The organism is Alcanivorax sediminis, from assembly GCF_009601165.1.
Classification (GTDB): Bacteria; Pseudomonadota; Gammaproteobacteria; order Pseudomonadales; family Alcanivoracaceae; genus Alcanivorax; species Alcanivorax sediminis.
Genome location: NZ_WIRE01000001.1, coordinates 185,085 through 207,322 on the forward strand (window position 1 = coordinate 185,085; position 22,238 = coordinate 207,322).

21 protein-coding genes are annotated in these 22,238 nt (G+C 57.7%); 14 read left to right on the forward strand and 7 right to left on the reverse strand.

Annotated elements, in window-relative coordinates; genetic code table 11:
- Position 1: 1 nt before the first annotated feature.
- The 6 genes from urtC (at position 2) to GFN93_RS00820 (ending at position 6,706) form a co-directional block, all read left to right on the forward strand.
- Positions 2-1,159: an urea ABC transporter permease subunit UrtC gene (gene urtC, locus GFN93_RS00795; protein ID WP_153498551.1), complete on the forward strand. Its 1,158-nt coding sequence runs from the start codon at positions 2-4 to the stop codon at positions 1,157-1,159.
- Positions 1,156-2,001: an urea ABC transporter ATP-binding protein UrtD gene (gene urtD / locus GFN93_RS00800; RefSeq protein ID WP_153498552.1), complete on the forward strand. Its 846-nt coding sequence runs from the start codon at positions 1,156-1,158 to the stop codon at positions 1,999-2,001. The genes urtC and urtD overlap by 4 nt, the downstream gene beginning before the upstream one ends.
- A 208-nt stretch (positions 2,002-2,209) precedes the next feature.
- On the forward strand, positions 2,210-2,905 hold the full coding sequence (gene urtE / locus GFN93_RS00805; RefSeq protein WP_328594083.1) for an urea ABC transporter ATP-binding subunit UrtE: 696 nt from the start codon (positions 2,210-2,212) through the stop codon (positions 2,903-2,905).
- A 494-nt stretch (positions 2,906-3,399) separates the two neighbouring features.
- A complete protein-coding gene (gene trhP / locus GFN93_RS00810) occupies positions 3,400-4,707 on the forward strand; it encodes a prephenate-dependent tRNA uridine(34) hydroxylase TrhP (protein ID WP_235901608.1) in 1,308 nt (435 codons plus the stop codon).
- A 57-nt stretch (positions 4,708-4,764) separates the two neighbouring features.
- Positions 4,765-5,640 (forward strand): AEC family transporter, encoded by an 876-nt coding sequence (locus tag GFN93_RS00815; RefSeq protein WP_153498553.1) that lies wholly within the window; start codon positions 4,765-4,767, stop codon positions 5,638-5,640.
- A gap of 154 nt (positions 5,641-5,794) precedes the next feature.
- Entirely contained in the window at positions 5,795-6,706 is a 912-nt protein-coding gene (locus GFN93_RS00820) for a bile acid:sodium symporter family protein (RefSeq protein WP_153498554.1), read from the forward strand.
- Positions 6,707-6,855: 149 nt separating this feature from the next.
- Here GFN93_RS00820 and pdxH read toward each other — a convergent pair whose 3' ends face one another.
- Positions 6,856-7,485 (reverse strand): pyridoxamine 5'-phosphate oxidase, encoded by a 630-nt coding sequence (gene pdxH, locus GFN93_RS00825; RefSeq protein ID WP_153498555.1) that lies wholly within the window; start codon positions 7,483-7,485, stop codon positions 6,856-6,858.
- A gap of 109 nt (positions 7,486-7,594) precedes the next feature.
- Here pdxH and GFN93_RS00830 point away from each other — a divergent pair, with 109 nt between their 5' ends.
- The 4 genes from GFN93_RS00830 (at position 7,595) to GFN93_RS00845 (ending at position 10,765) form a co-directional block, all read left to right on the forward strand.
- Positions 7,595-8,158 carry a gamma-glutamylcyclotransferase gene (locus GFN93_RS00830; protein WP_153498556.1) on the forward strand — a complete coding sequence of 188 codons (564 nt, stop codon included), beginning with the start codon at positions 7,595-7,597 and terminating at the stop codon, positions 8,156-8,158.
- Entirely contained in the window at positions 8,155-8,601 is a 447-nt protein-coding gene (locus GFN93_RS00835) for a YchJ family protein (RefSeq protein WP_153498557.1), read from the forward strand. Before GFN93_RS00830 ends, GFN93_RS00835 begins: the two co-directional genes overlap by 4 nt.
- Positions 8,602-9,243: a DUF2238 domain-containing protein gene (locus tag GFN93_RS00840; protein ID WP_153498558.1), complete on the forward strand. Its 642-nt coding sequence runs from the start codon at positions 8,602-8,604 to the stop codon at positions 9,241-9,243.
- Positions 9,244-9,349: 106 nt separating this feature from the next.
- On the forward strand, positions 9,350-10,765 hold the full coding sequence (locus GFN93_RS00845) for a fatty acid desaturase (protein ID WP_153498559.1): 1,416 nt from the start codon (positions 9,350-9,352) through the stop codon (positions 10,763-10,765).
- 45 nt (positions 10,766-10,810) lie between these two features.
- On the opposite strand, the gene GFN93_RS00850 is transcribed toward GFN93_RS00845, so the two are convergent.
- Entirely contained in the window at positions 10,811-11,872 is a 1,062-nt protein-coding gene (locus GFN93_RS00850; RefSeq protein WP_328594087.1) for a helix-turn-helix transcriptional regulator, read from the reverse strand.
- 66 nt (positions 11,873-11,938) lie between these two features.
- Here GFN93_RS00850 and GFN93_RS00855 point away from each other — a divergent pair, with 66 nt between their 5' ends.
- Positions 11,939-13,168 (forward strand): alkane 1-monooxygenase, encoded by a 1,230-nt coding sequence (locus GFN93_RS00855; RefSeq protein WP_235901609.1) that lies wholly within the window; start codon positions 11,939-11,941, stop codon positions 13,166-13,168.
- Positions 13,169-13,317: 149 nt separating this feature from the next.
- Entirely contained in the window at positions 13,318-14,538 is a 1,221-nt protein-coding gene (locus tag GFN93_RS00860; protein ID WP_153498560.1) for a saccharopine dehydrogenase family protein, read from the forward strand.
- Between the two features lie 348 nt (positions 14,539-14,886).
- Here GFN93_RS00860 and GFN93_RS00865 read toward each other — a convergent pair whose 3' ends face one another.
- The 5 genes from GFN93_RS00865 to GFN93_RS00885 form a co-directional block, all read right to left on the reverse strand.
- Positions 14,887-15,324, reverse strand: a complete 438-nt coding sequence (locus tag GFN93_RS00865) for a hypothetical protein (RefSeq protein WP_153498561.1) — start codon at positions 15,322-15,324, stop codon at positions 14,887-14,889.
- A gap of 161 nt (positions 15,325-15,485) precedes the next feature.
- On the reverse strand, positions 15,486-16,397 hold the full coding sequence (locus GFN93_RS00870; protein ID WP_153498562.1) for a bestrophin family protein: 912 nt from the start codon (positions 16,395-16,397) through the stop codon (positions 15,486-15,488).
- A 7-nt stretch (positions 16,398-16,404) separates the two neighbouring features.
- Positions 16,405-17,166 carry an ABC transporter permease gene (locus GFN93_RS00875; protein ID WP_153498563.1) on the reverse strand — a complete coding sequence of 254 codons (762 nt, stop codon included), beginning with the start codon at positions 17,164-17,166 and terminating at the stop codon, positions 16,405-16,407.
- Positions 17,163-18,113, reverse strand: a complete 951-nt coding sequence (locus tag GFN93_RS00880) for an ABC transporter ATP-binding protein (RefSeq protein WP_328594088.1) — start codon at positions 18,111-18,113, stop codon at positions 17,163-17,165. The genes GFN93_RS00875 and GFN93_RS00880 overlap by 4 nt, the downstream gene beginning before the upstream one ends.
- 183 nt (positions 18,114-18,296) lie before the next feature.
- Entirely contained in the window at positions 18,297-19,706 is a 1,410-nt protein-coding gene (locus tag GFN93_RS00885; RefSeq protein WP_194285724.1) for a PhoPQ-activated protein PqaA family protein, read from the reverse strand.
- A 140-nt stretch (positions 19,707-19,846) separates the two neighbouring features.
- On the opposite strand from GFN93_RS00885, the gene GFN93_RS00890 reads away from it, so the two are divergent.
- Positions 19,847-20,860, forward strand: coding sequence for an isocitrate dehydrogenase (locus GFN93_RS00890; protein WP_153498565.1), 1,014 nt, complete (start codon positions 19,847-19,849; stop codon positions 20,858-20,860).
- A 175-nt stretch (positions 20,861-21,035) separates the two neighbouring features.
- The gene (locus GFN93_RS00895; RefSeq protein ID WP_153498566.1) at positions 21,036-22,214 is read left to right on the forward strand and encodes a helix-turn-helix transcriptional regulator; all 1,179 of its coding nucleotides are present in this window, start codon (positions 21,036-21,038) and stop codon (positions 22,212-22,214) included.
- Positions 22,215-22,238: the final 24 nt, after the last annotated feature.

Here is a 22,238-nt window from a genome sequence, read left to right on the forward strand (position 1 = left end):
AATGCGAGATTCCACATTCAAGGGTGCGCTCAGTGACCGCACCGCCAAAACCTTCATGGGCGTGTTGTTCGGTGCCACCCTGCTGGTGACATTGCTCAACCAGATCTTCCCGCCGGATTCAGCTCTACATGTGAGCGCCTACACAGTGACACTGCTGGGCAAGTACCTGTGCTACGCACTGTTGGCACTGGCGCTGGATCTGGTGTGGGGCTACTGCGGGATTCTCAGCCTCGGCCATGGCGCCTTCTTTGCGCTGGGCGGTTATGCCATGGGCATGTACCTGATGCGCCAGATCGGCGACCGTGGCGTCTATGGCAATGCGGTACTGCCAGACTTCATGGTGTTCCTGAACTGGAGTGAACTGCCCTGGTACTGGCAGGGCTTTGACCAGTTCTGGTTTGCCGCGCTGATGATCCTGCTGGTACCCGGCCTGTTGGCCTTTGTGTTTGGCTGGCTGGCATTCCGATCCCGTGTCACTGGCGTCTATCTGTCGATCATTACCCAGGCGCTGACCTATGCGCTGATGCTGGCGTTCTTCCGCAACGAACTGGGCTTTGGCGGCAACAACGGCCTCACCGACTTCAAGGACTTGCTCGGCTTCTCGTTGCAATCTGACGGTACCCGCGTGGCGTTATTAATGGCCACCGCCATTGCACTGGCTCTGGCCTTTGTCCTTTGTCGCTGGATTACCGGCAGTAAGTTGGGTCGCGTGGTGCTGGCTGTCCGTGACGCAGAATCCCGCGCCCGCTTCATCGGCTATCGCACGGAGCATTACAAGTTGTGGGTTTTCACCGTCAGCGCCATTCTGGCGGGCATCGCCGGCGCGTTATACGTGCCCCAGGTTGGCATCATCAACCCGGGTGAGTTCTCTCCTCTCAATTCTATTGAGTTGGTGGTATGGGTTGCCGTGGGCGGGCGCGCCACACTTTACGGTGCCGTGATTGGCGCCATCCTGGTGAATTACGGCAAAACCGTATTTACCGGGATCATGCCAGAGGCCTGGCTATTTGCTCTGGGCGGGCTATTCGTGGCAGTGACGGTATTCATGCCCCACGGGATTGTCGGACTGGTGGAAAAACACTGGCCAGGCATCAAACAGAAGTTCATGAAATCCCCCTCGAATAACGACACACCCATGGCACAGGGAGAACAGTCATGAGTGCACTGGACAACCTGCGCGAAACCTTTCGCCGCGATCAGGTGTTCGACTTCATGCGTCAGGGCACCCGTGCAGTGGCACCGGGTCAACTGGATGCCGGGGACGGCAAGAACATCCTCTATCTGGAAGACATCACCGTCAGCTTCGATGGGTTCAAGGCGCTCAATGACCTGACCCTTTATATCAAGACCGGAGAGCTGCGTTGCATCATCGGCCCCAACGGCGCAGGTAAGTCCACCATGATGGATGTGATCACCGGCAAGACTCGTCCGGACAGCGGCACCTGCTTTTTTGGTCAGACACTGGATCTCACCCGACTCAGCGAAACCGATATTGCTACCGCCGGTATCGGTCGCAAGTTCCAGAAGCCTACCGTGTTCCCGGAACACACGGCCTTCGAGAATCTGGAGCTGGCCATGAACGATGCCAAAGGCACCTGGCATTCGCTGTTCACCCGTCTCAGTGGTGAGCAGAAGAGCTGGATCGAAGAAACCCTGTATACGGTGGGTCTGCTTGACGATCGTCACAAAGTGGCAGGGCTTCTGTCCCATGGTCAGAAGCAGTGGCTGGAAATTGGCATGGTACTGATGCAGAAGCCACAACTGCTATTGGTGGACGAACCCATCGCTGGCATGACCCGTCAGGAAGTGGAACGCACCGGCCAGTTGCTGCAGAGCCTGGCAGGCAAACATTCCGTGGTCGTGGTCGAACACGATATGGAATTCATTCGCTCCATCGCCTCCACTGTCACGGTGCTGCATCAGGGTAGCGTGCTGGCCGAAGGCAGCATGGATCAGGTACAGAATGATCCAAAGGTGATTGAGGTTTATCTGGGTGAATAACCGGCTGCTGTAGGAGCGCCGCTTGAGGCGCGAAGGAATCAGCAGCGAGCAACGAGTTTCGAGTAACGAAAATCCAGACCTGGCGGAGTTTAGGGGTTGGTTCTCGAAACTCGCTTCTCGTAACTCGAAACTGGTTTCGCGCCTCTCCAAGCAAAGCGAATAACCGGCGCTCCTACAGTGGCCAGAAGCTTTTTACGGAGTAAAAACCGTGTTGAAACTGAACAACGTCAACCAGTACTACGACGAATCCCACACCCTCTGGGATGTGGATCTGGGGCTTACCAAGGGCGAATGCCTGTGCGTCATGGGCCGTAACGGTGTGGGCAAGACCACGCTGCTGAAGACCATCATGGGACTGCTGCCGGTGAAAAGCGGCAGCATTGAATTTGACGGTCAGGACTTTGCCAGACAGGCGGCCGAAGAACGCGCCCGCGCCGGCATTGGCTATGTGCCCCAGGGTCGTGAAATTTTCCCGCTGCTGACCGTGGAAGAAAATCTGGAAACTGGCCTTCAGGCGCGACCGGATCGCAGCAAGAAAATTCCGGATCGTATTTATGATCTCTTCCCGGTATTGCATGAAATGCGTAACCGTCGTGGTGGAGACCTGTCCGGTGGCCAGCAACAACAGTTAGCCATCGGTCGCGCGCTGGCGCTGGACCCAAAGCTGTTGATTCTGGACGAGCCCACCGAAGGTATTCAACCCAACATCGTCGACATGATCGGCCGGGTGATCAAGACACTGAACAAGGAAGAAGGGCTGACGGTTCTTCTGGTGGAACAGAAGCTGCATTTCGCCCGCGCCACCGCGGATCGCTTTGCCATTCTCGACCGCGGTAGCAAGGTGGCGGAAGGGGGCATGGGGGAGCTGGATGATCGCCTGATCAAGGAGTTTTTGACTGTGTAGAGGGCAGTCATCAGTTAATAATTAATAATGAATAGTTAATAGCTAAAACCAGATGCCCCCTTAGTACATCTTGAGTTTGCGAACGAAGGGTGGGAGCCAGTGACAGCAGGGCAAGGGGTGGAGAAGCGAGTTACGAGTTTCGAGGTGCGAAAGGCAAAACCTCAAACCAAGAGCCGGGTTGTTTTTTTGATTTTCGAGACTCGTGACTCGCTTCCGCGATCATTACCTCGCCCAGGCTCGGATCGCTTGCAGGCAAGCTCCTACCCCCGGTGATCCATACTGTAGGAGCCCATGCTTGCATGGCGATCACTTCAGCATGGGATCGAAAGCCGGGCATTCCAGAAGCCGGGGCACTGTGCCCTGGTTGTCGTCCGGCCTCAGGCGTCCAGCCTCCGGCGTTTTATTGATCTACGTCAACAGGCAAGCATTCCCGGCTTCAGGGAAGCTTGCGGCCCGCTAGAATGGCCGGCCGCTCACAGCTTTCAACCTCCATCATGTCAGAATCACTGCGCGCCCCGGAACTGCTGGCCCCTGCTGGCACCCTTACCCATCTTCACTGTGCGTTTGCCTACGGGGCCAATGCGGTCTATGCGGGGCAGCCTCGCTACTCGTTGCGTGTACGAAACAACAGCTTCAAGGACGTTGATGCGCTGGCCGAGGGCATCCAGCAGGCCCATCAATATGGCGGCAAGTTCTACCTTGCTTCCAATATCTCACCGCACAACAACAAGGTGCGCAGCTACCTGCGCGATCTCGAACCCATTATCCAGCACCGCCCCGACGCCCTGATCATGTCCGATCCGGGGCTGATCATGCTGGTGAAAGAACGCTGGCCGGAGCAGGAAATCCATCTCTCCGTGCAAGCCAATGCGGTGAACTGGGCCACGGTAAAATTCTGGCAGCAACAGGGCATCAGTCGCGTGATCCTGTCTCGCGAACTGGGACTGGAAGAAGTAGCGGAAATCCGCCAGCAGGTGCCCGACATGGAGCTGGAAGTGTTTGTCCATGGTGCCCTGTGCATGGCCTATTCCGGCCGCTGCCTGTTGTCCGGTTACATGAACCACCGCGATGCCAATCAGGGGGCCTGCACCAATGCCTGCCGCTGGCAGTATGACACCGCAAGACATGGCCATGATGGCAACGGCGACCTGATCCCGATGAATAACGAACAGCACTGGGAGCTGCTGCTCAAATCACCCAATGAACCAGGTCAGTTCATTCCTGCCGAAGAAGATGAACACGGCACCTACATCATGAACTCAAAAGACCTGCGTGCCGTTCAACATGTGGAAGCCCTCACCCGTATGGGCGTGCACTCACTGAAAATCGAAGGTCGCACCAAGAGCCCCTATTACGTGTCACGCACCACCCAGATCTATCGCCGTGCCATCGACGATGTCATGGCGGGAAACCCCTTCGACATGCAGTTGATGGACGAGCTGGAAGCCCTCTCCAATCGTGGTTACACCGAAGGCTTCTTTCGTCGTCATCCACCACGGGAATACCAGAACTACGAACAGGGAACCTCGCTGCTCGGCAGCGAGCAGGTCTGCGGCGAAGTCCTAGATGCTTGTGATCAGTGGCTGACAATCAACGTCAAAAACCGCTTCGAGAATGGTGACGTCATGAGCCTGATCACCCCAAAGGGCAACCATCATTTCGTACTGCGAGGCATGGAAAGCCGCACCGCTGTTGCCATCGACACCGCCCCCGGTAGCGGCCACGTGGTACGCATCCCGCGTCCGGAACATTTTGTGGCAGGGCCTCACGTGTTCCTGACCCGTCACACGGCTCCCCGCTAGACAGCACCGCCAGCAACTCGCACACTGCGCCTTTCGCTGACATGGTGACAGGCGCACATGCTGCTGACACTCTGGAACATCATTGCCCCGGTCCTGTTCTGTGCCGGGCTGGGCTACTTCTGGGCGCGGGCGGGCAAGCCCTTCGACACCCAAATGGTCACCTCGCTGGTGACCACCGTCACCACCCCCTGCCTGATCGTTGCCACACTTGGCAAGACCAATCTGGATATGGCCGCACTGACAGAGGTCGCGGGTGTTGCGCTGACAGTCATGTTCCTGACACTGGCGCTGGCTGCACTGGCCATTCGCATCAGCGGCCAACCCTTTCGCATCTTCCTGCCCTCTCTTGCCTTTCCCAATACCGGCAACATGGGCATCCCCCTGTGCATGCTCGCTTTTGGCGATGCAGGGCTGGCGCTGTCACTGGCCTGGATGATGGTCTACTCGGTGTTTCATTTCTCCATGGGCATGGCCATTGTCAGCGGCAAGGGATTTTCGTTATCGCTGTTACGTCATCCGATTCTGCTGTCGGTCTTTCTGGCCGTTACCATGGTTGGATTCCAGCTGAGCCTGCCGGAATGGCTCTACAATACGGTCAGTCTGATTGGCGATGTGACCATTCCTCTGATGCTGATCACCCTGGGGGTTTCCCTGTCCCAGCTGAAAGTGCATCACGTGGGAAAGGGGGCCGGCTTTGCCGCACTGCGCCTGCTGATCGGTTTCACGATGGGGCTCGCCGTTGTAGAAATGCTCGACTTGCAGGGCCCACTGCGCGGCGTGGCCCTGATCGAATCCACCATGCCGGTGGCGGTGTTCAATTATCTGCTGGCCAGGGCCTTTAAACGCGGCACAGAAGAAGTGGCGGCCATGGTGGTGTTTTCCACCTTGATGGCGTTCTTGATACTGCCGTTCTTGCTGACACTGGCGTTGTAGGGAGAGCAGTAACGAGTTTCGAGTTTCGAGTTTCGAGTTTCGAAGAGCATGCATTGCCGCCTTTGACTTTCGTAGCTCGTAACTCGTAACTCGTTACTTTTCCCAGATGTAGGCTCCATGAGATGAGAACCACAGCGCAAGGAATCCCGACACCATGATCCAGCGACTCACCCAACTCTTCCCACTCTGGGCTCTGTTGTTCTCCCTGCTCGCCTGGTGGCAGCCGCAGTGGCTGGTGGGTGGAAAACCGGCCATTGTGCCACTGCTGATGTTGATCATGTTCGGCATGGGGCTGTCGCTGACCTGGGCAGATTTTCAGGGGGTATTGAAACGTCCGGCGCTGATCGGGCTTGGTGTGGTCTTACAGTATGCACTGATGCCGCTGCTGGCCTTTCTGATTGGGTCGGCCATGCAATTACCCACTGAGCTGCTGGCAGGACTGGTACTGGTAGGTGCCTGCCCCGGTGGCACGGCCTCCAATGTGATCGCCTATCTGGCCCGCGCCAATGTGGCGCTGTCGGTGGCGATTACCTTTGCCTCCACGCTGGTTGCGGTGGTAGCCACACCGTTGCTGACCTGGCTTTATCTGGGCGAGAGGATTGCGGTGCCCGTTTCCGGCATGCTCATCTCTCTGGTGCAAATCGTGGTGGTCCCGGTGGTGCTGGGTTGTCTGTTGAACACTTTCCTGCAGCGTCAGCTGACTCCCATCCGGGAGCTGTTCCCGCTGGTGTCCGTCGCTGCCATCGTCCTGGTGATCGGTATCATCGTGGCGCTGAATGCCGGGCGTATCAGTGAGGCAGGTTTACTGGTGGTGATTGCCGTGATGCTGCACAACGGTTTGGGTTTGCTGAGCGGCTACGGTATTGCCCGCCTGTTACGACTTGACACGGTAACGGCCAGAACCCTGGCCATTGAAGTTGGTATGCAGAACTCCGGCCTCGGCGTAGCACTGGCCATCAAGCATTTCACTCCGCTTGCCGCCTTGCCCGGCGCCTTGTTCAGTGTCTGGCACAACCTGTCCGGATCCTTGCTGGCGACGGTCTGGCAGCGGAGAAGCAATGAATAGTTAATAATGAATAATTAATAGTTGCGCGGAGCAACTCTGTTCTGTCTGAAACACAAGAGGCCGCGCCCAAAGTTAGGGCGCGGCCTCTTGTATTTCATAACCTGAATACCAAAATCGCGAGTTATTAATTATTCATTATTAACTATTAATTAAGGTGCCAACCGCTCTCTTCCCCAGCTTCCGTCATCCTGTTTCCGGTAACGAAAACGATCATGCAGACGACTGGGGCGACCATGCCAGAACTGGATTTCAGTGGGGATGATACGGTAACCACCCCACGTCTCCGGGCGCGGCACCGGCGCAGAAGGAAATTCTTTTTCCAGGCGCGCGACTTCCTCTTCCAGCCACTCACGGCTGGCCGGCTGACTTTGGGGCGAAATGGCAGCGCTGATCTGGCTGGCATAGGGCCGTGACGCAAAGTAGGTTTCCGACTCTTCAGGATCGACCTTGCGCGCTTCACCAATGACAATCATCTGCCGATCAAACGGCTGCCAGAACATGGTGAACGATACCTTGGGGTTGGCCGCAATCTCTTCCCCCTTTCGACTATCGTAATGGGTGAAGAAGGTAAATCCGCCACCCTCGATACCTTTAAGAAGCACCACCCGGGAGGACGGCTGCCCCTCGGCACTGACCGTGGCCAGGGTCATGGCATTAGGCAGGGGCAGCTCGGCCTCAATGGCTTCATCCACCCAGCGACGTGCCTGCTCCAGCGGATCGTCATGGAGCGACGCCTCCGTCAAACCCTCTGCATGGTACTCTTCGCGCACATCTTTCATGGCATCCTCTTTTCTTGCTGCTCATCATGGCAAGCAGCCACACTGGCGGTAATATAAGAAGGATCAGTATAACGTTGTCACCGTGAAGGAAACGAACCTGGATCAAGGCATGCTGGATACGTCTGAAGAAAATCGTCGCCGCCATTCGCTGGATCCGCATCAACCCGTGTGGCTGTTTGGTTACGGCTCACTGATCTACAAGGCCGACTTTCCATTTATCAACCGCCAACCCGCGTTCATTACCGGCTGGGCGCGACGCTTCTGGCAAGGCTCCCATGATCATCGCGGCACCCCGGAACAACCCGGCCGGGTGGTGACCCTGATCGAATGCCCCGGCCACCGTTGCGATGGCATGGCCTATCAGATTACCCCGGATGTTTTCGAGCACCTCGATCACCGGGAAAAGAATGGCTACCTGCGCGTCCGTCAAACGCTGACCTTTACCGATGGCCATAGTGCGGACGGCCTGATCTATATTGCCAGCGAGGACAACGCAGCCTTTCTTGGCCCGGCAGATGAAACGGATATCGCCAGACATATTGCCGGCAGCCATGGCCCCAGCGGCAGCAATCGCGATTATCTTCTACAACTGGCCGAGGCCTTGCGCGCCATGGACGCTCACGATGAGCATGTATTCTCCATCGAACAGCATCTTCAGGACATGACACCATGACTTCAATGCCCTGCCCCTGTCAGTCCGGCAAGGAATACAGCCAGTGCTGCCAACCACTGCATGACGGCCAACCCGCCACCAGCCCGGAGGCCTTGATGCGCTCTCGCTTCAGCGCCTTTGCTTTGGGCAAGGCGGACTATATTGAACGCAGCTGGCACCGCAGTACCCGCCCCGAGAACCTGTCACTGGATGAGCAGGAACGCTGGGTAGGGCTGACCATCCTCGCCGCCAGCCAGGACGGCGATCAAGGCAAGGTACATTTCCAGGCCGTGAGTCAGGATCATCAAGGCTTCACCCTGCTTGAGGAAGTGTCCAATTTTATCCGCGAGGAAGGCCACTGGTTTTATGTGGATGGCGAGACGTCCGTGTCCGTGCTCAAGCCTGGCCGCAATGACCCCTGCCTGTGCGGCAGCGGCAAAAAGTTCAAGAAGTGCTGTAGTTGAATGAGCGCCATCCAGGCTGCCTCACCCCGCTATGCTCTCACCCTGTTCGGGCTGTTCTGGGTCTACTGGCTGGCGCTGGCTATCGCTCCGCTGTATCGCGATGACTGGATGCTGGAGAACGTGCTGGTGATTATGGCCATTCCGCTGACGCTGCTCGCCTGGCGTCGCTACCGGTTTTCCACCCTGGCCATTACCGCTTACTGGCTGTTCATGCTGCTGCATGTGCTCGGCTCTCATTACACTTACGCGGAAGTGCCTTACAACGACTGGAGTGAGCTACTGTTTGGCCGGTCCCTGAATGAGATGCTGGGCTGGCAGCGCAATCACTTTGACCGCCTGGTGCATGGTCTGTTTGGCCTGCTGTTCATGCCCGCGTTCTGTGAATGGCTGCAACAGGCCACCGGGCTGCCCAGGCGCTGGCAATACACCGTGGCAATCAGCCTGGTGATGGCCATTTCCGGACTCTATGAAATCATGGAGTGGGTGGCGGCCCTGTTATTTGGCGGCGATCTTGGACAGGCCTACCTTGGCACCCAGGGTGATATCTGGGATGCACAGAAAGACATGGCCCTGGCCGGTCTCGGCTCCCTGCTCGGCGCTACAATTCTGTTCTTCCGCGAACCTTTCATAAGCAAAAAATAGCCAACCATCAATACTTGCCAAGGCTATACAAACCGCAACTTGGCGTATCACTTCCACAGGTCTAACGTTGAGAAAGAAGACGAGCGTTACACTGTCGAGGTGAACCATGGCTTTCGCACATGCCGACTCCACATCCTGGCACGATGGCAAACGTTACCTGTGGCTGCTCAGCCCGGGGATTCCCGTCCTTGCCCTGACGTTACTCCTCATCTATCAATTTGCATGGGACTGGCCGGTGCTGCTATGGGGCGGGCCGATCCTGGTGTATGGGCTGATTCCCTTTGCTGACTGGGTGATCGGCACGGACACCAACAACCCGCCGGAATCCGCCGTTGAGGAACTGGAAGAAGATCGCTACTACCGGCTGATCGTTTACGCCTACATTCCCACCCAGTATCTGGCCACCATCCTGGGGGCCTGGATCGTGGCTCAGGGGAATGCCCCCTGGTGGGGAATCGTCGGCCTGATCTTCAGCGTCGGTGCGGTCAACGGCATCGCCATCAACACTGCCCATGAACTGGGCCACAAGAAGGGCAAGCTGGAGCGCTGGCTGGCCAAGGTCACCTTGGCGCCGGTGGCCTACGGTCATTTCTTTGTGGAGCATAACAAGGGCCACCACAAAAACGTGGCCACTCCGGAAGACCCTGCCTCTTCACGGATGGGAGAATCCTTCTGGCAGTTCCTGCCACGCACCATGATCGGTAGCCTGAAATCCGCCTGGCACATTGAAGAACAACGGCTGGAACGCTGTGAGCTGCCGGTGTGGTCGCTGAAAAACGAGAACCTGCAAGCCTGGTTGATGACAGTGGCCCTGTTTGTCCTGCTAACCGCCTGGTTCGGCTGGATTGTGCTGCCCTTCTTGCTGTTGCAAGCGTTTTACGGCGCCTCACTGCTGGAGGTCATCAACTACATGGAGCATTACGGTTTGCTGCGCCAGAAGGATGACCGCGGCCGATATGAGCGCTGCCAGCCGCGCCACTCCTGGAACAGCAATCACATCGTCACCAACCTGTTCCTGTACCAACTGCAACGCCATTCGGATCATCATGCCAACCCAACCCGACGTTTCCAGGCCCTGCGCCATTTCGATGACAGTCCGCAGTTACCCTCCGGCTATGCGTCCATGCTGATTCCTGCCTACCTGCCCTTTGTGTGGTTCAAGAAAATGGACCCACTGGTCTACCAACACTTCAAGGGCGATCTGACCAAGGCCAACCTGCAACCGGAAAAGCGCGACGCGCTTCTGGCCAAGTGGCAACCTTCGCCGGTGACCTATCGAAGTGCCGACTCTGAGCCCGATGTCGACGAAGTGGCGCTCGCTGCCGCCCGCAAGGCAGAAAAGGACCGGGGCCATATTCATCAATTCGAGTGCCCCAATTGCGGCTACATCTACGATGAGGGCAAAGGGGATGAAAGCGAAGGGTTTGCACCGGGCACACACTGGGCAGAGATCCCCGACACCTGGTCCTGCCCGGACTGCGCTGTTCGCGACAAGGTCGACTTCGTGCTTAAGCAGCCATGACGTTACGCCTGTAGCCTGACGCGCTGAACCTGGAAGCCGCTTAACTTAATGCGGAGCGTCGCCCCTTCGCATTGCCAGGGGAGTCTGGCCGAACCAGCGACGGAAAGTGCGGCTGAAATTCGATGTATCCTGGTAACCCAGCCGTTCTGCGATCCGCTCGATGGGTAAAGCGGTTTCCTGCAGCATCCACAACGCCAGGTCCTTTCGCACCGCATCCAGCTGCTGCTGGTAACTGGTCCCCTCGGCTTTGAGCTTGCGGATCAGAGAGCGGGGTGACATGGCAAATCGCTCCGCCATCACCTCCAGCGTGGGAAACTCGCCGCCCTGATCAAGCAAGGCAATACTGACCTGCTGGCTCAAAGGACCACCCCGCTGCAGTGTCGCCAGCTGGTGCTCACAATCGCGAATCGCATTGCGATGGGTAGGTGCATCTGCGGTCAGGCACGGCATGGCCAACAGATCTTCGGGCAGCGAGATGGAGAAGCCCGGCGCGTTGAATGTCATGGGACAATCCAGCAACGCAGAATAACGGGCCTGAATCTCCGGATCTGAAAACGGCAAGGCGACGGATAATCGCGCCGTCTGGTTGGGCATCACCGCCTTCACCATCTGCACAAAGGTGCCCAGCAGGGCGCCATGGATGAATTCCTGGCAGTCCTCCAGTGCCACGGTTTCCTGCACATCAAGACGAATCGCATCAGCACCGGTGGTTAACCTCAGCGCCACCCAGCGAATTCGGATGGAGACGAACCGTTCCAGTACGGCAAGCATGTCTCCCAGCGATGCCGAAGACACCACCGCATACCCCAGGGCGCCGTGCGCCGATACCGATGTGGCACAGCCAAGTTCCAGCCCCTGCCCCATTCGTCCAGTGAGTTCACGGGCGCGACGAATCAACCGTGATAGTTCGTCCAGACTGAGATAGCGATGCTCGTTCACCAGCTCCGCCCATTGCAGCCGGGTGCCACTGAAAATATCCGCCTGGGAATACCCCTGCCCCTGCAGCCAGGCACACAACAACCGGCTGTAGGTGGGATGAATCCCGGGTTTAAGTCGTTCAACCGCCAGAGTGTCCATGGGAGCCTTGGGAGCAGGAAATGACTCCACGCTAAAACATTCTGTTTATCTTGTCACTATATGACGATTCTGTGCCATATATCGCGGTGCTCTTCCTTGCCACCGCGGCGCATGATGATGATCAAGGACAACAAGAATGAGGTAATCAGCATGAGCAAGGCAGGCGTTTTTATCGGCCCATCCGGCGAGGAATACCGCGACCGTAAACGACCATTGTGGATGGTATCCCTGCTGGTACCCGGCAGTGTTTTTCTGGGCCCCGTGCTCTATTTTGCGACAGGGGAAGCCCTCACCCTGTGGCTGCCACTGGTGTTCTACTACCTGATCATTCCCCTGCTGGACATGTTGGTCGGCGAGGACCAGAGTAACCCGCCGGAAGAGGTGGTGCCCCAGCTGGAAGCCGATGCCTACTACCGCTACATGACCTATGCGCTGGTCCCGATCCTGATCGGTGCCTACCTGTTTGGCATGTGGTTCGTCGGCACCCATGCCCTGCCTTTCCATGGCTGGCTGGCCATGGTACTGCTGACCGGCACCATCTGTGGCGCCGCCGGCATCAACCTAGGCCATGAACTCGGCCACAAGAAAACCCCGCTGGAGCGCTGGTTGGCGAAGATCGTCCTGGCTCCTCTGGGCTACGGGCATTTCCCCATTGAGCATAACAAGGGGCACCACCGTGACGTGGCCACCCCGGAAGACCCTGCCTCCTCTCGAATGGGGGAAACGATCTGGGGTTTCGCCCTGCGAGAGATTCCCGGTGCCTTCTTCCGCGCCTGGGAGCTGGAAGCCGAACGGCTGAAAAAACAGGGCCAGCCGGTCTGGTCACTGCACAACGAAATTCTTCAGCCCGCGCTGATAAGCATTGCACTGTGGGGCAGCATCATTGCCTTGCTGGGCTGGCAGATGGTGCCCTTCATCGCAGCCGTTACCCTGTGGTCTTATCTGCAGCTGACGTCCGCCAACTATGTGGAGCACTACGGCCTTCTTCGCCAGAAACTCCCTGATGGCCGTTACGAACGCACCCAGCCCCATCACAGCTGGAACAGCAACCACATGTTCTCCAACTGGGCCTCGTTCCACCTGCAGCGCCACTCTGATCATCACGCCCACCCGGCTCGCCGTTATCAGAGCCTGCGGCATTTCGACAATCTGCCCACCTTGCCTAACGGCTACTTTGGCATGTTCTTGATCAGCTATTTTCCTCCACTGTGGTTCCGGGTGATGGATCGAAAACTACTGGAGCACGCCGATAACCGTGCCAGCAATATCAACTTCCATCCTCGCAAGAAAGATCGGTTAATCCGCAAGTATCAGATCCAGCCCTGATAACTCGCCCCAAATGACATCCTGGTGTCGTCAAAAACGACACCAGGATGTCATCTCTCGCCTTTTTCACAGCAAAGCACATACATTCGCTTCCTTGTTGGTTACTCTTTTCCCTGTGTTGGATCAGCCTTTCTCTATAAGGAGTTGTTATGAGCGATGCCGCCTTTGACGTGGTGGTTTTTGGTGCCACCAGTTTTGTGGGTCAGATTCTCTGCCAATACCTCACTGACACCTACGGTGTGGATGGCGAGTTGAAATGGGCCGCAGCCGGCCGCTCCCGGGACAAGCTGGAACAGGTCAAAGATTCGCTCGGCAGTGCCGCCGGCGCGCTGCCCCTGATTACCGCCAACGCTAACGATCCAGCCAGCCTGGATGCGCTTTGCACCCAGACCCGCGTAGTCATTTCCACCGTGGGTCCCTATGCGTTGTATGGCGAACCGATGATTCGCGCCTGCACTGAAAGCGGGACGGACTATTGTGATCTGACCGGTGAAGCCCAGTGGATCGCCGCCATGCTGGAGAAGTACGAAGCCACTGCGAAACAGAATGGCGCGCGCATCGTACACTGCTGTGGCTTTGACTCTATCCCCTCTGACATGGGGACCTTCTTCCTGCAGCAGCAAGCCCAGAAGCAGTTCAAGGCGCCAGCCACCCGCGTCACCATGCGCGTCAAGGTCGCCAAGGGCGGCGTCTCCGGTGGCACCGTTGCGAGCATGATGAACATCGCAGAGGAAGCCGCAAAAGATCCGGCCCTGCGCAAGAAACTCGCCAACCCCTACCTGCTGTGCCCACCGAACCACGGCCTGACCGCCCGCCAGCACAGCATCACCATGCCGGAGTACGACGAGGACCTGAGTGCCTGGACCGCGCCTTTCGTCATGGATGCCATCAACAGCCGTATCGTGCATCGCTCCAACGCCCTGAACGACTACAGCAAGGACATGACCTACAACGAAGGCATGCTCACCGGCGATGGTATGGGCGGTCGCCTGAAGGCACTGGGCATTGGTGTCGGCACCGGTCTGTTTTTCGGTGCTGCAGCACTGTCCCCCACCCGCTGGGCACTGAACAAGTTTGTGGTACCACAGCCAGGTGAAGGCCCTAGCCCGGAAGCCCAGAAAGCCGGCTTCTATGATGTACGCCTGGTGGGCCACACGGCCAAAGGGGACATGATTCAGGTGAAAGTGACCGGCGATGCCGATCCGGGCTACGGTTCCACCGCCAAGCTGCTTGGCGAGGCCGCCACTTGCCTGGCCAGGGATATTTCCGCCGAAGCCCCCGGCGGCTTCTGGACCACTGCCAGCCTGCTCGGTGAGGCCCTCCTCAAGCGCTTGCAGACCAAGGCCGGAATGACGTTTGAGGTAGTGTGATTTGACGCCTGACGCCTGACGTAAAAAGGCCCGCCCGGAAACCCGGGCGGGCCTTTTTGCGTCGGTAACCAGCGCCGGGTTTCACTCCCGATTCAAACCCGTCGAGCAGGCCTCTCCTGGTAGGAGCCTATGCTTGCATGGCGATCCGAGCCTCAGCGAGGTAAGGATTCCAGAAGCGAGTTTCGAAAATCCCAAAAATTGGGGTGGCTCGGGGCTTGAGCTTTGGCCTTTCGAAACACGCTTCTCGTAACTCGACACTGATTACCTCGCCCGGGCTCGGATCGCTTGCAGGCAAGCTCCCACAGCGATTTCGTCAAAGGCCTGGTTTGGTTTTTGCGTCAGGCGTCCCTACCGCTTCTTCATCATCTGATACCGCGCCGACGTCTCCCAGATTTCGTTGCTGTCCGGCAGGAAGTAGAACTTGGATATGTGGTGCTGATCCTTGATCTTCATGGCCAGAATATAGGCACCGACAAACTCCGGTTTCCCCGGGCTGGTTTCAATGCGCATAAAGTCAGTGCCATTCGCCGTTCGCACCAGGCCCCAGTCTGCCTTCACGGTATTCCCACCGACCCAGTTCACGGTGACGGTCCCATCCTGGCCAAAGTGGTAACTGCTGCCATCCGGCGAGAAACGCCCGCCCTTGCCTTCGTAGTTGTCATAACTACCAAAAACCGCAGTCGGTATGCCCGCCACCGTTACCGTGTGCCCGGAATAATCGAAGTCATCTGCCACCGACGACATGGCCATACACCAAACTGCCAGCGCGATCATCAACCTGCGCATATCCACTCTCTCTGACTGATTTGGGTTTCGGAGCCTCGCTCCCGCATGAAATGACAGTAACGAGTGAGGCAGGCGGGCACATCCCCCATATGGGGGATAATGACTCGACCTAAAGAAGACCAGGCAAGCGTCCCATCAGACAGCGCTCACCCTGGGGAGGATTACTGCAACTGGAAATCCTGCACCGGTAGTGGCTTGGGGGCTGGCTCACCGAGTGCATCCGCTACCGAAATTTCGTTGATGCGGCACAGGGCATCCAGAGGCAGATCGTTGGGATCACGACCAAAGGGGGTTTCCAGATGCTCAGACAACTTGTCGATGCCAAAGAAAGTATAGGCCACCACAGCCACCAGCACGGGGGCCGCCCAGCCAAGCCCGCCGATTAACGCAAACGGCAACAGATAGCAGTACACATAGGCCGTACGGTGCACCAGCAAGGTGTAAGCAAACGGCAGCGGCGTGGACGCAATCCGTTCACAGCCGGCCTGTATGCTACTCAGCGCCGTCAGGCGCTCGTCCAGAATCTTCAAGCCCATGCTGTCCAGTCTGCCCTGGCGATATTGCTCGCCGAGTAGCTGCCCTGACTGGGCAATAAACGCCTCCGCCAGATTGGACTTTCTGCGGGCATCAGCCAGAGCCGGAGCCCCCACCCAGTAGGCCAGGTTCTCTCGCTCCTCTTCGGCGCGCAATTGGGTTTTCAGGGCATGGGCAAAGGCCAGCACCCTCATCAAGATGGCCCGGCGAACAGGGTCACTCTCTCCCAGCAAGCTACCACTGGCGCGAGCCAGACTACGGATCTCATAGACCATTTGCCCCCACAATTTACGCGCCTCCCACCAACGGTCATAGGCTGCGTTATTGCGGAAACCAAGCAGAATGGACAGCACGATGCCCAGCAGGGTAATCGGCATGACCGACAGGGAGCTGACTTCCATGAGGTGGTAACGACTCAGCGCCGTTACCGCCACAGAAAAAAGCGCAACGCCGAGAATGTGAGGCACAATTTCCGGCACCACGGAGCCGCGCACGGCAAACAGAATGGCGATGGCGTTGGGACGATCCCTGACGATCATGGCAGCATCAACTCTTGAGCTTGTAACCAGTTTTGAAAATCCAGCCCACCAGTGCAATACAGATGGTCAGGAACAGAGCCGTCATGCCGATGCTCACGCCCACATGCACATCCGCAGTGCCGAAGAAGCTGTAACGGAAACCGCTAATCAGATAGACCACCGGATTGAACAGCGTCACGGTTTGCCAGAAGGGGGGCAGCATGTCGATGGAGTAGAAGCTACCGCCAAGAAAGGTCAGCGGGGTGATGATCATCAGGGGAATGATCTGCAACTTTTCAAAGGTATCCGCCCAAACGCCGATAATAAAACCGAACAGGCTGAAGGTAATCGCCGTAAGGAAAAGGAAGCTGATCATCATGAATGGGTGCTGCACCTCATAGTCCACGAAAAACCGGGCGGTAATCAGGATCAGTATGCCCAGTATCGACGACTTGGTAGCCGCAGCCCCCACATAACCGATGACAATCTCCACATAGGAGACCGGGGCCGACAGCACCTCATAAATGGTGCCGGAGAAGGTCGGCATATAAATCCCGAAGGACGCATTGGAAATACTCTGCGTCATCAGGGTCAGCATGATCAGCCCGGGAATGATGAAGGCGCCATAACTGACCCCGTCTATCTCTACCATTCGTGAACCAATGGCAGAGCCGAACACCACGAAGTACAGCGAGGTGGAAATCACCGGCGAGGCAATGCTTTGCATCAGGGTCCGCCAGGTGCGTGCCATTTCGAATTTGTAGATGGCCTTGATGGAGTAAAAATTCATGATGCCTCTCCTGCCCGTGCCCGCTCACCGTTCTTGACCAGATCCACAAAGATGTCTTCCAGTGAACTCTGACTGGAGTGCAGATCCTTGAAGTCGATACCCTCCTCACTGAGTTTGCGCAGCAGCTCGGCAATGCCCGTGCTTTCCTGGTTGGCATCGTAGGTATAGATCAGCGACCAGCCATCAGCGACCAGTTCCAGCGCTTCGTAATTGAGAGAACCTGGCAGGGCCTGCAATGGCTCAGCCAGCTGCACCGTCAGTTGCTTACGGCCCAGCTTCTCCATCAACCGCTTCTTCTCATCCACCAGGATGATTTCACCACGGTTGATAATCCCGACCCTGTCGGCCATTTCTTCCGCTTCTTCAATGTAGTGGGTAGTGAGGATGATAGTGACCCCCTGCTCGCGCAGTTCACGAACCATCTCCCACATCTCCCGGCGCAACTCCACATCCACTCCGGCGGTGGGTTCATCCAGGAAAAGAATCTTGGGTTCGTGGGACAGGGCCTTGGCGATCATCACCCGACGCTTCATGCCCCCGGACAGCATCATGATCTTGCTGTCCTTCTTGTCCCACAAAGAGAGATCCCGCAGCACCTTTTCAATGTGTGCGTCGTTGCGCGGCTTGCCGAACAGGCCGCGACTGAAACTCACCGTCCCCCACACCGTTTCGAAAGCATCGGTGGAGAGCTCCTGGGGCACCAGGCCAATGGCGCTGCGCGCGGCCCGGAACTCCTTGATGATGTCATGACCATCGGCCAGCACCGTGCCACTGGATGGATTGACGATGCCACAGATAATGCTGATCAACGTGGTCTTGCCAGCCCCATTCGGGCCCAGCAGAGCAAAGATTTCTCCAGCCTGGATGTCCAGGTTCACCCCTTTGAGGGCCTGAAAACCCGAGTCGTAGATCTTGTTCAGATCATTGACAGAAATAACGGCAGTCACATGATTCTCCCTGGTCGGGGCAATTTACGCATGACGCATGAAGCCGGATGCCTGACGCCAAAATTCAAAAGCCAGAACCGATAGTAGACGCCATCACCGCGGACAGAATAGCCCCGGGAATAACCTCGGTTTTCTGTTTGTTCCGCCAGGCATCGGGCCTCAGGCGTCGAGCCCACCATTATGTCATGAATCGGCTTCGCTGCGGGGTGAACTACAGGTACGTGGCGAATAAGGCATCGCCAGTGGCCGCACCTGCACGCCGCTGGTATAGATCTGCTGCTGCCCCCCCAGCCAGCCACCAAAGCGGGCCTCCACGAACCAGCCCCGGTATCCTTGTGCCGGCGGCGCCAGACGGACCCGGTACACCCCATCGTCGTCGGCCTGCAGACGCTGCGGCATCCAGTTGGCTCCAAAGGTGGCGAGACGAAAATCCCGGGCTTGCGGATTGCTGGCCTGCCACAGCACCACTTCGCGGGGAGGCTCACTGGTGCGAACCTCCATCACCTCTTCCTTCACTTTCCAGGTGAGTGATGGCGGCGTCTCACCCGCCAGAATCTGATCCAGCCAGTTGGCAATCTGGGCAAGGCGTGAAATGCGGTCCAGGGTATCGCCCTGGGAATGGCCGGTATTGGGGGTATAGCGCAACCAGTTGGCACCACCCAGCTGCGGATAGTAATAACGCCAGCTGTCACTGACGAAGTAAGGGTCACCGGACGCGTTGATGACCAGCTTGGGCAGCGTGAGCTGCTGCCGGTATGCCCATGGGTCCACCTGCTCGAGCAGGGCCTTACCCGCTTCCGTACGGATCAGGCAATCAATCCCCTCTGTACTGAACGCCTGCAGGGCCGGCGTGTAACTACCGTAGCTGGCGTATTGATGATCAAACTGCTGGCCGAGGTTGAGCATGTCGATGGACACCGGCACCAGAGCGCGAATGCGCGGATCATGGGCCGCCACCAGCCAGGCCGTCCAGCCACGCTTGGATGACCCCAGCAGGGCGAAATCTTCAATGGGGCCAAGATCCTCTTGCTCGTGACTGAACGCCTGCACCGCATCCAGGGAACGAATCACCGCCTTGACCATGGCATTGTGCAGCGGCCACTCACCTTCCGGCTTCTCCCCCGCCAGGGTCATGGAGCGGGCCAGCAGAGCGTCTTCCTGGCGACCGACCGCTTCACCTGTGAACTGTAGCGGCTGATTGGGCACCTGCCGGATATCCACAACAGGGCGGCAGAACAGCAGGGCCAGCGCCGTGGCCATGCTGCCGGGCGAGGTTCTCAGAATCTTGCCGGGGCGCTCTCCTCCACTGATCAGTACCAGCGCCGTGCGGTCATCCCGCTCCCGGCCCGGGCAAGCGGGCGACCAGGGTATAGACACGGTTACCTCATGCTGCCAGAGAGACAGGTCCACCTCATCCATGTCCAGCCATCGCTGCGAAGTCACCAGCAGGAAATGATGATCCGCCAGCCAACCCGCCTCATGGTGATAATACTGCCAGCCGAAATCCGGCTCGGGCTCCGCCAGATACGCCGCCATCTGCTGGCCCTGAGTCAGTGCCGGCAACGCCAGCAATAAAACCCGCAGGCCCTTCATGATTGTGACTCTCGCAGTGCTCATAGTGATCAGATAACAGGTGGTGCGACCTTGGTCGGCATTCATTTTGCACCCGGCAACGGGCAATATGGGAAGCCCCATTGAACTTACCCGCAGTGATTGGCCATTCAGGAGGCAGTATGAACGACAACACCGTTACCGTAATCCCCGGCGATGGCATCGGACCGGACATCGTGGAGGCCACGGTTCGGGTGTTAAAAGCACTGGATTGTGGTCTCGAGTTTGAATACGCCATTGCCGGGCAGACCGCCCTTGATCAGGGCAAGGAACTGGTCCCGGAAGAAACCCTGGCCACCCTGAAGCGTAACCGCCTGGCGCTGAAAGGGCCCATTACCACGCCGGTAGGCGGCGGCTTCACCTCCGTGAACGTCACCCTGCGCAAGACCTTCGACCTGTTTGCCAACGTGCGTCCGGCGCTCTCCATTCCGGGAGTGAAATCCCGCTACGACAACGTGGATATCATCACCATTCGTGAAAATATTGAAGGTATCTACTCCGGGCTGGGCCAGACCGTGAGCGAGGACGGCGAAACCGCCGAGCTACGCAGCCGCATCACCCGTACCGAGTCCGAGCGCCTGCTGCGCTTTGCCTATGAAACCGCCATGAAGCAGGGCCGCAAGAAGGTCACCGTGGTGCACAAGGCCAACATCATGAAATCCACGTCCGGGCTGTTTCTGGATGTGGCCCGCAAGGTGCGCGAGGACTACCCGCAGCTGCAGCATGAAGAGATGATTGTGGATGCTACCGCCATGCAGCTGGCCATGAACCCGCATCGCTTCGATGTGATTGTGACCACCAACCTGTTCGGCGACATTCTCTCCGACCTGTGTGCCGGTTTGATCGGCGGCCTGGGCGTAGCGCCGGGCGCCAATATCGGTGAGCACGGAGGCCTGTTCGAAGCCGTCCATGGCAGCGCGCCTGACATTGCCGGCAAGGGCATCGCCAACCCCACCGCTATCATGCTGGCCGGTGCCATGATGCTCGATTACATGGAGCTGCACGACAAGGCGCAACGACTGCGTGACACCGTGCGAGAGGTGGTGGGCAAAGGTGAAGTGGTGACCCCGGATCTGGGAGGCCGCGCCAGCACCACCGAGTTTACTGATGAGCTGATCCGCCATCTCACCAACTAAACAACAAGTCGGTTATTTCGGACCGACTGTAACGAGACGGACTTCACATTGCTCGATAATTTCCTATAGTGTTCCTATCCCCTGAGCAGGGGAGGAACACAGCCCGGCAACCGTTATCTTTGGGGAGACGCATGCCGGGCCAAGGCTGCAAATGCAGTCATTTGGGGATGCCGTCATGAACAACACTGTTATACCTTTTAGCTCGCCGGATGCCGGCGAGCCTGAACAGCTGTCGCTGAACGAAGTCGAGCTGGACCGCTACAACCAGCTGGTGTCAGTTCTCTATCGGTGTCTGCATGAAAATACCGGTTTCACTCCCTTCTTTGAGGCCTTCCAGCAACACTTCAAGGCCCTTCAGGGCGGCATCATGGCTGTCACACGCAATCCTCAACGGATTCGTTACGGCTGGACGTTCGGGCACCCGGAAGGGTTTGCTCAGTGGTATATCAACAGTGACCTGCCGGAACGCGACGAGGCCCTGACCCGCTTCTCTAACCAGCCCCCCCGCCGCTTCACTTCCTTTCTGGAAGGCCGCAGTGACCTTTCCATCCTCGACATGCTCAGCGAGGAAAGTCGTGCCTGGACCGAACAGGTCAATATCGGAGACAGTGCAGGCATGCTGGTGAGCATGGATGAAGAGTGTCGGATCATCTTTATGGCCAACCGGCAAAAGCAGCACGGCCCCTATACCCATCGAGAGCTGATGCAGATGAACCTGCTGGCACCGCACATCGAGAATGCGGTCACCCTGCACCTGAAGCTGTATCAGACCAGTAGCAACAACGAGAACCTGTCGCTGGCCCTGAATCATGTCAACAAGGCGCTGGTGGTCATCAATGCACTGGGCACCGTTGCCCAAGCCAATGATGCAGCCAGGAAAATCATCAATCACAACAGCAAACTGAAGCTGTCTTCGGATGGCCGATTGGGCAGCACGGACCAGCAACTGGCCAGAAAAATCAGTGATGCCATCGCCGCCAGCATCGTCAACTCCCATCAGGGCAAGCTGGAACCCGCCACCCTTTTTGTCCAGGGAGCTGAGGAACGTGCCGCACTGAACCTCACCCCGCTGACCGCAGAAAACCCGGAGAACAACGGTGTGCTGGTAGAGCTGTTCAGCTTTGATAACCACGACTCAGCCGATCAGGAAAAGCTGCAACGCTTGTTCCACTGCACACCGGCAGAAGCAGCTATCGCCGGCGAGTTGATGAAGGGACTGTCTTCCTCAGAAATAGCGGAGGAGAGAGGCATCTCAGTTCACACGGCCCGCCAGCACATCAAGAATCTGCTGGCCAAGAACGGCTACAAGAAACAGACCGAGTTGGTCGCCATGCTGGTAAGGGCGCTGGGATAGACCAGCGCTAACGAGGATGAACAG

Excerpts from the sequence above, each read along its gene's own strand:
- urtC (WP_153498551.1), top strand. The coding sequence starts at position 2 with ATGCGAGATTCCACATTCAAGGGTGCGCTCAGTGACCGCACCGCCAAA.
- urtD (WP_153498552.1), top strand. The coding sequence starts at position 1,156 with ATGAGTGCACTGGACAACCTGCGCGAAACCTTTCGCCGCGATCAGGTG.
- trhP (WP_235901608.1), top strand. The coding sequence starts at position 3,400 with ATGTCAGAATCACTGCGCGCCCCGGAACTGCTGGCCCCTGCTGGCACC.
- GFN93_RS00815 (WP_153498553.1), top strand. The coding sequence starts at position 4,765 with ATGCTGCTGACACTCTGGAACATCATTGCCCCGGTCCTGTTCTGTGCC.
- GFN93_RS00820 (WP_153498554.1), top strand. The coding sequence starts at position 5,795 with ATGATCCAGCGACTCACCCAACTCTTCCCACTCTGGGCTCTGTTGTTC.
- pdxH (WP_153498555.1), bottom strand. The coding sequence starts at position 7,485 with ATGAAAGATGTGCGCGAAGAGTACCATGCAGAGGGTTTGACGGAGGCG.
- GFN93_RS00830 (WP_153498556.1), top strand. The coding sequence starts at position 7,595 with ATGCTGGATACGTCTGAAGAAAATCGTCGCCGCCATTCGCTGGATCCG.
- GFN93_RS00835 (WP_153498557.1), top strand. The coding sequence starts at position 8,155 with ATGACTTCAATGCCCTGCCCCTGTCAGTCCGGCAAGGAATACAGCCAG.
- GFN93_RS00840 (WP_153498558.1), top strand. The coding sequence starts at position 8,602 with ATGAGCGCCATCCAGGCTGCCTCACCCCGCTATGCTCTCACCCTGTTC.
- GFN93_RS00845 (WP_153498559.1), top strand. The coding sequence starts at position 9,350 with ATGGCTTTCGCACATGCCGACTCCACATCCTGGCACGATGGCAAACGT.
- GFN93_RS00860 (WP_153498560.1), top strand. The coding sequence starts at position 13,318 with ATGAGCGATGCCGCCTTTGACGTGGTGGTTTTTGGTGCCACCAGTTTT.
- GFN93_RS00865 (WP_153498561.1), bottom strand. The coding sequence starts at position 15,324 with ATGCGCAGGTTGATGATCGCGCTGGCAGTTTGGTGTATGGCCATGTCG.
- GFN93_RS00870 (WP_153498562.1), bottom strand. The coding sequence starts at position 16,397 with ATGATCGTCAGGGATCGTCCCAACGCCATCGCCATTCTGTTTGCCGTG.
- GFN93_RS00875 (WP_153498563.1), bottom strand. The coding sequence starts at position 17,166 with ATGAATTTTTACTCCATCAAGGCCATCTACAAATTCGAAATGGCACGC.
- GFN93_RS00885 (WP_194285724.1), bottom strand. The coding sequence starts at position 19,706 with ATGAAGGGCCTGCGGGTTTTATTGCTGGCGTTGCCGGCACTGACTCAG.
- GFN93_RS00890 (WP_153498565.1), top strand. The coding sequence starts at position 19,847 with ATGAACGACAACACCGTTACCGTAATCCCCGGCGATGGCATCGGACCG.
- GFN93_RS00895 (WP_153498566.1), top strand. The coding sequence starts at position 21,036 with ATGAACAACACTGTTATACCTTTTAGCTCGCCGGATGCCGGCGAGCCT.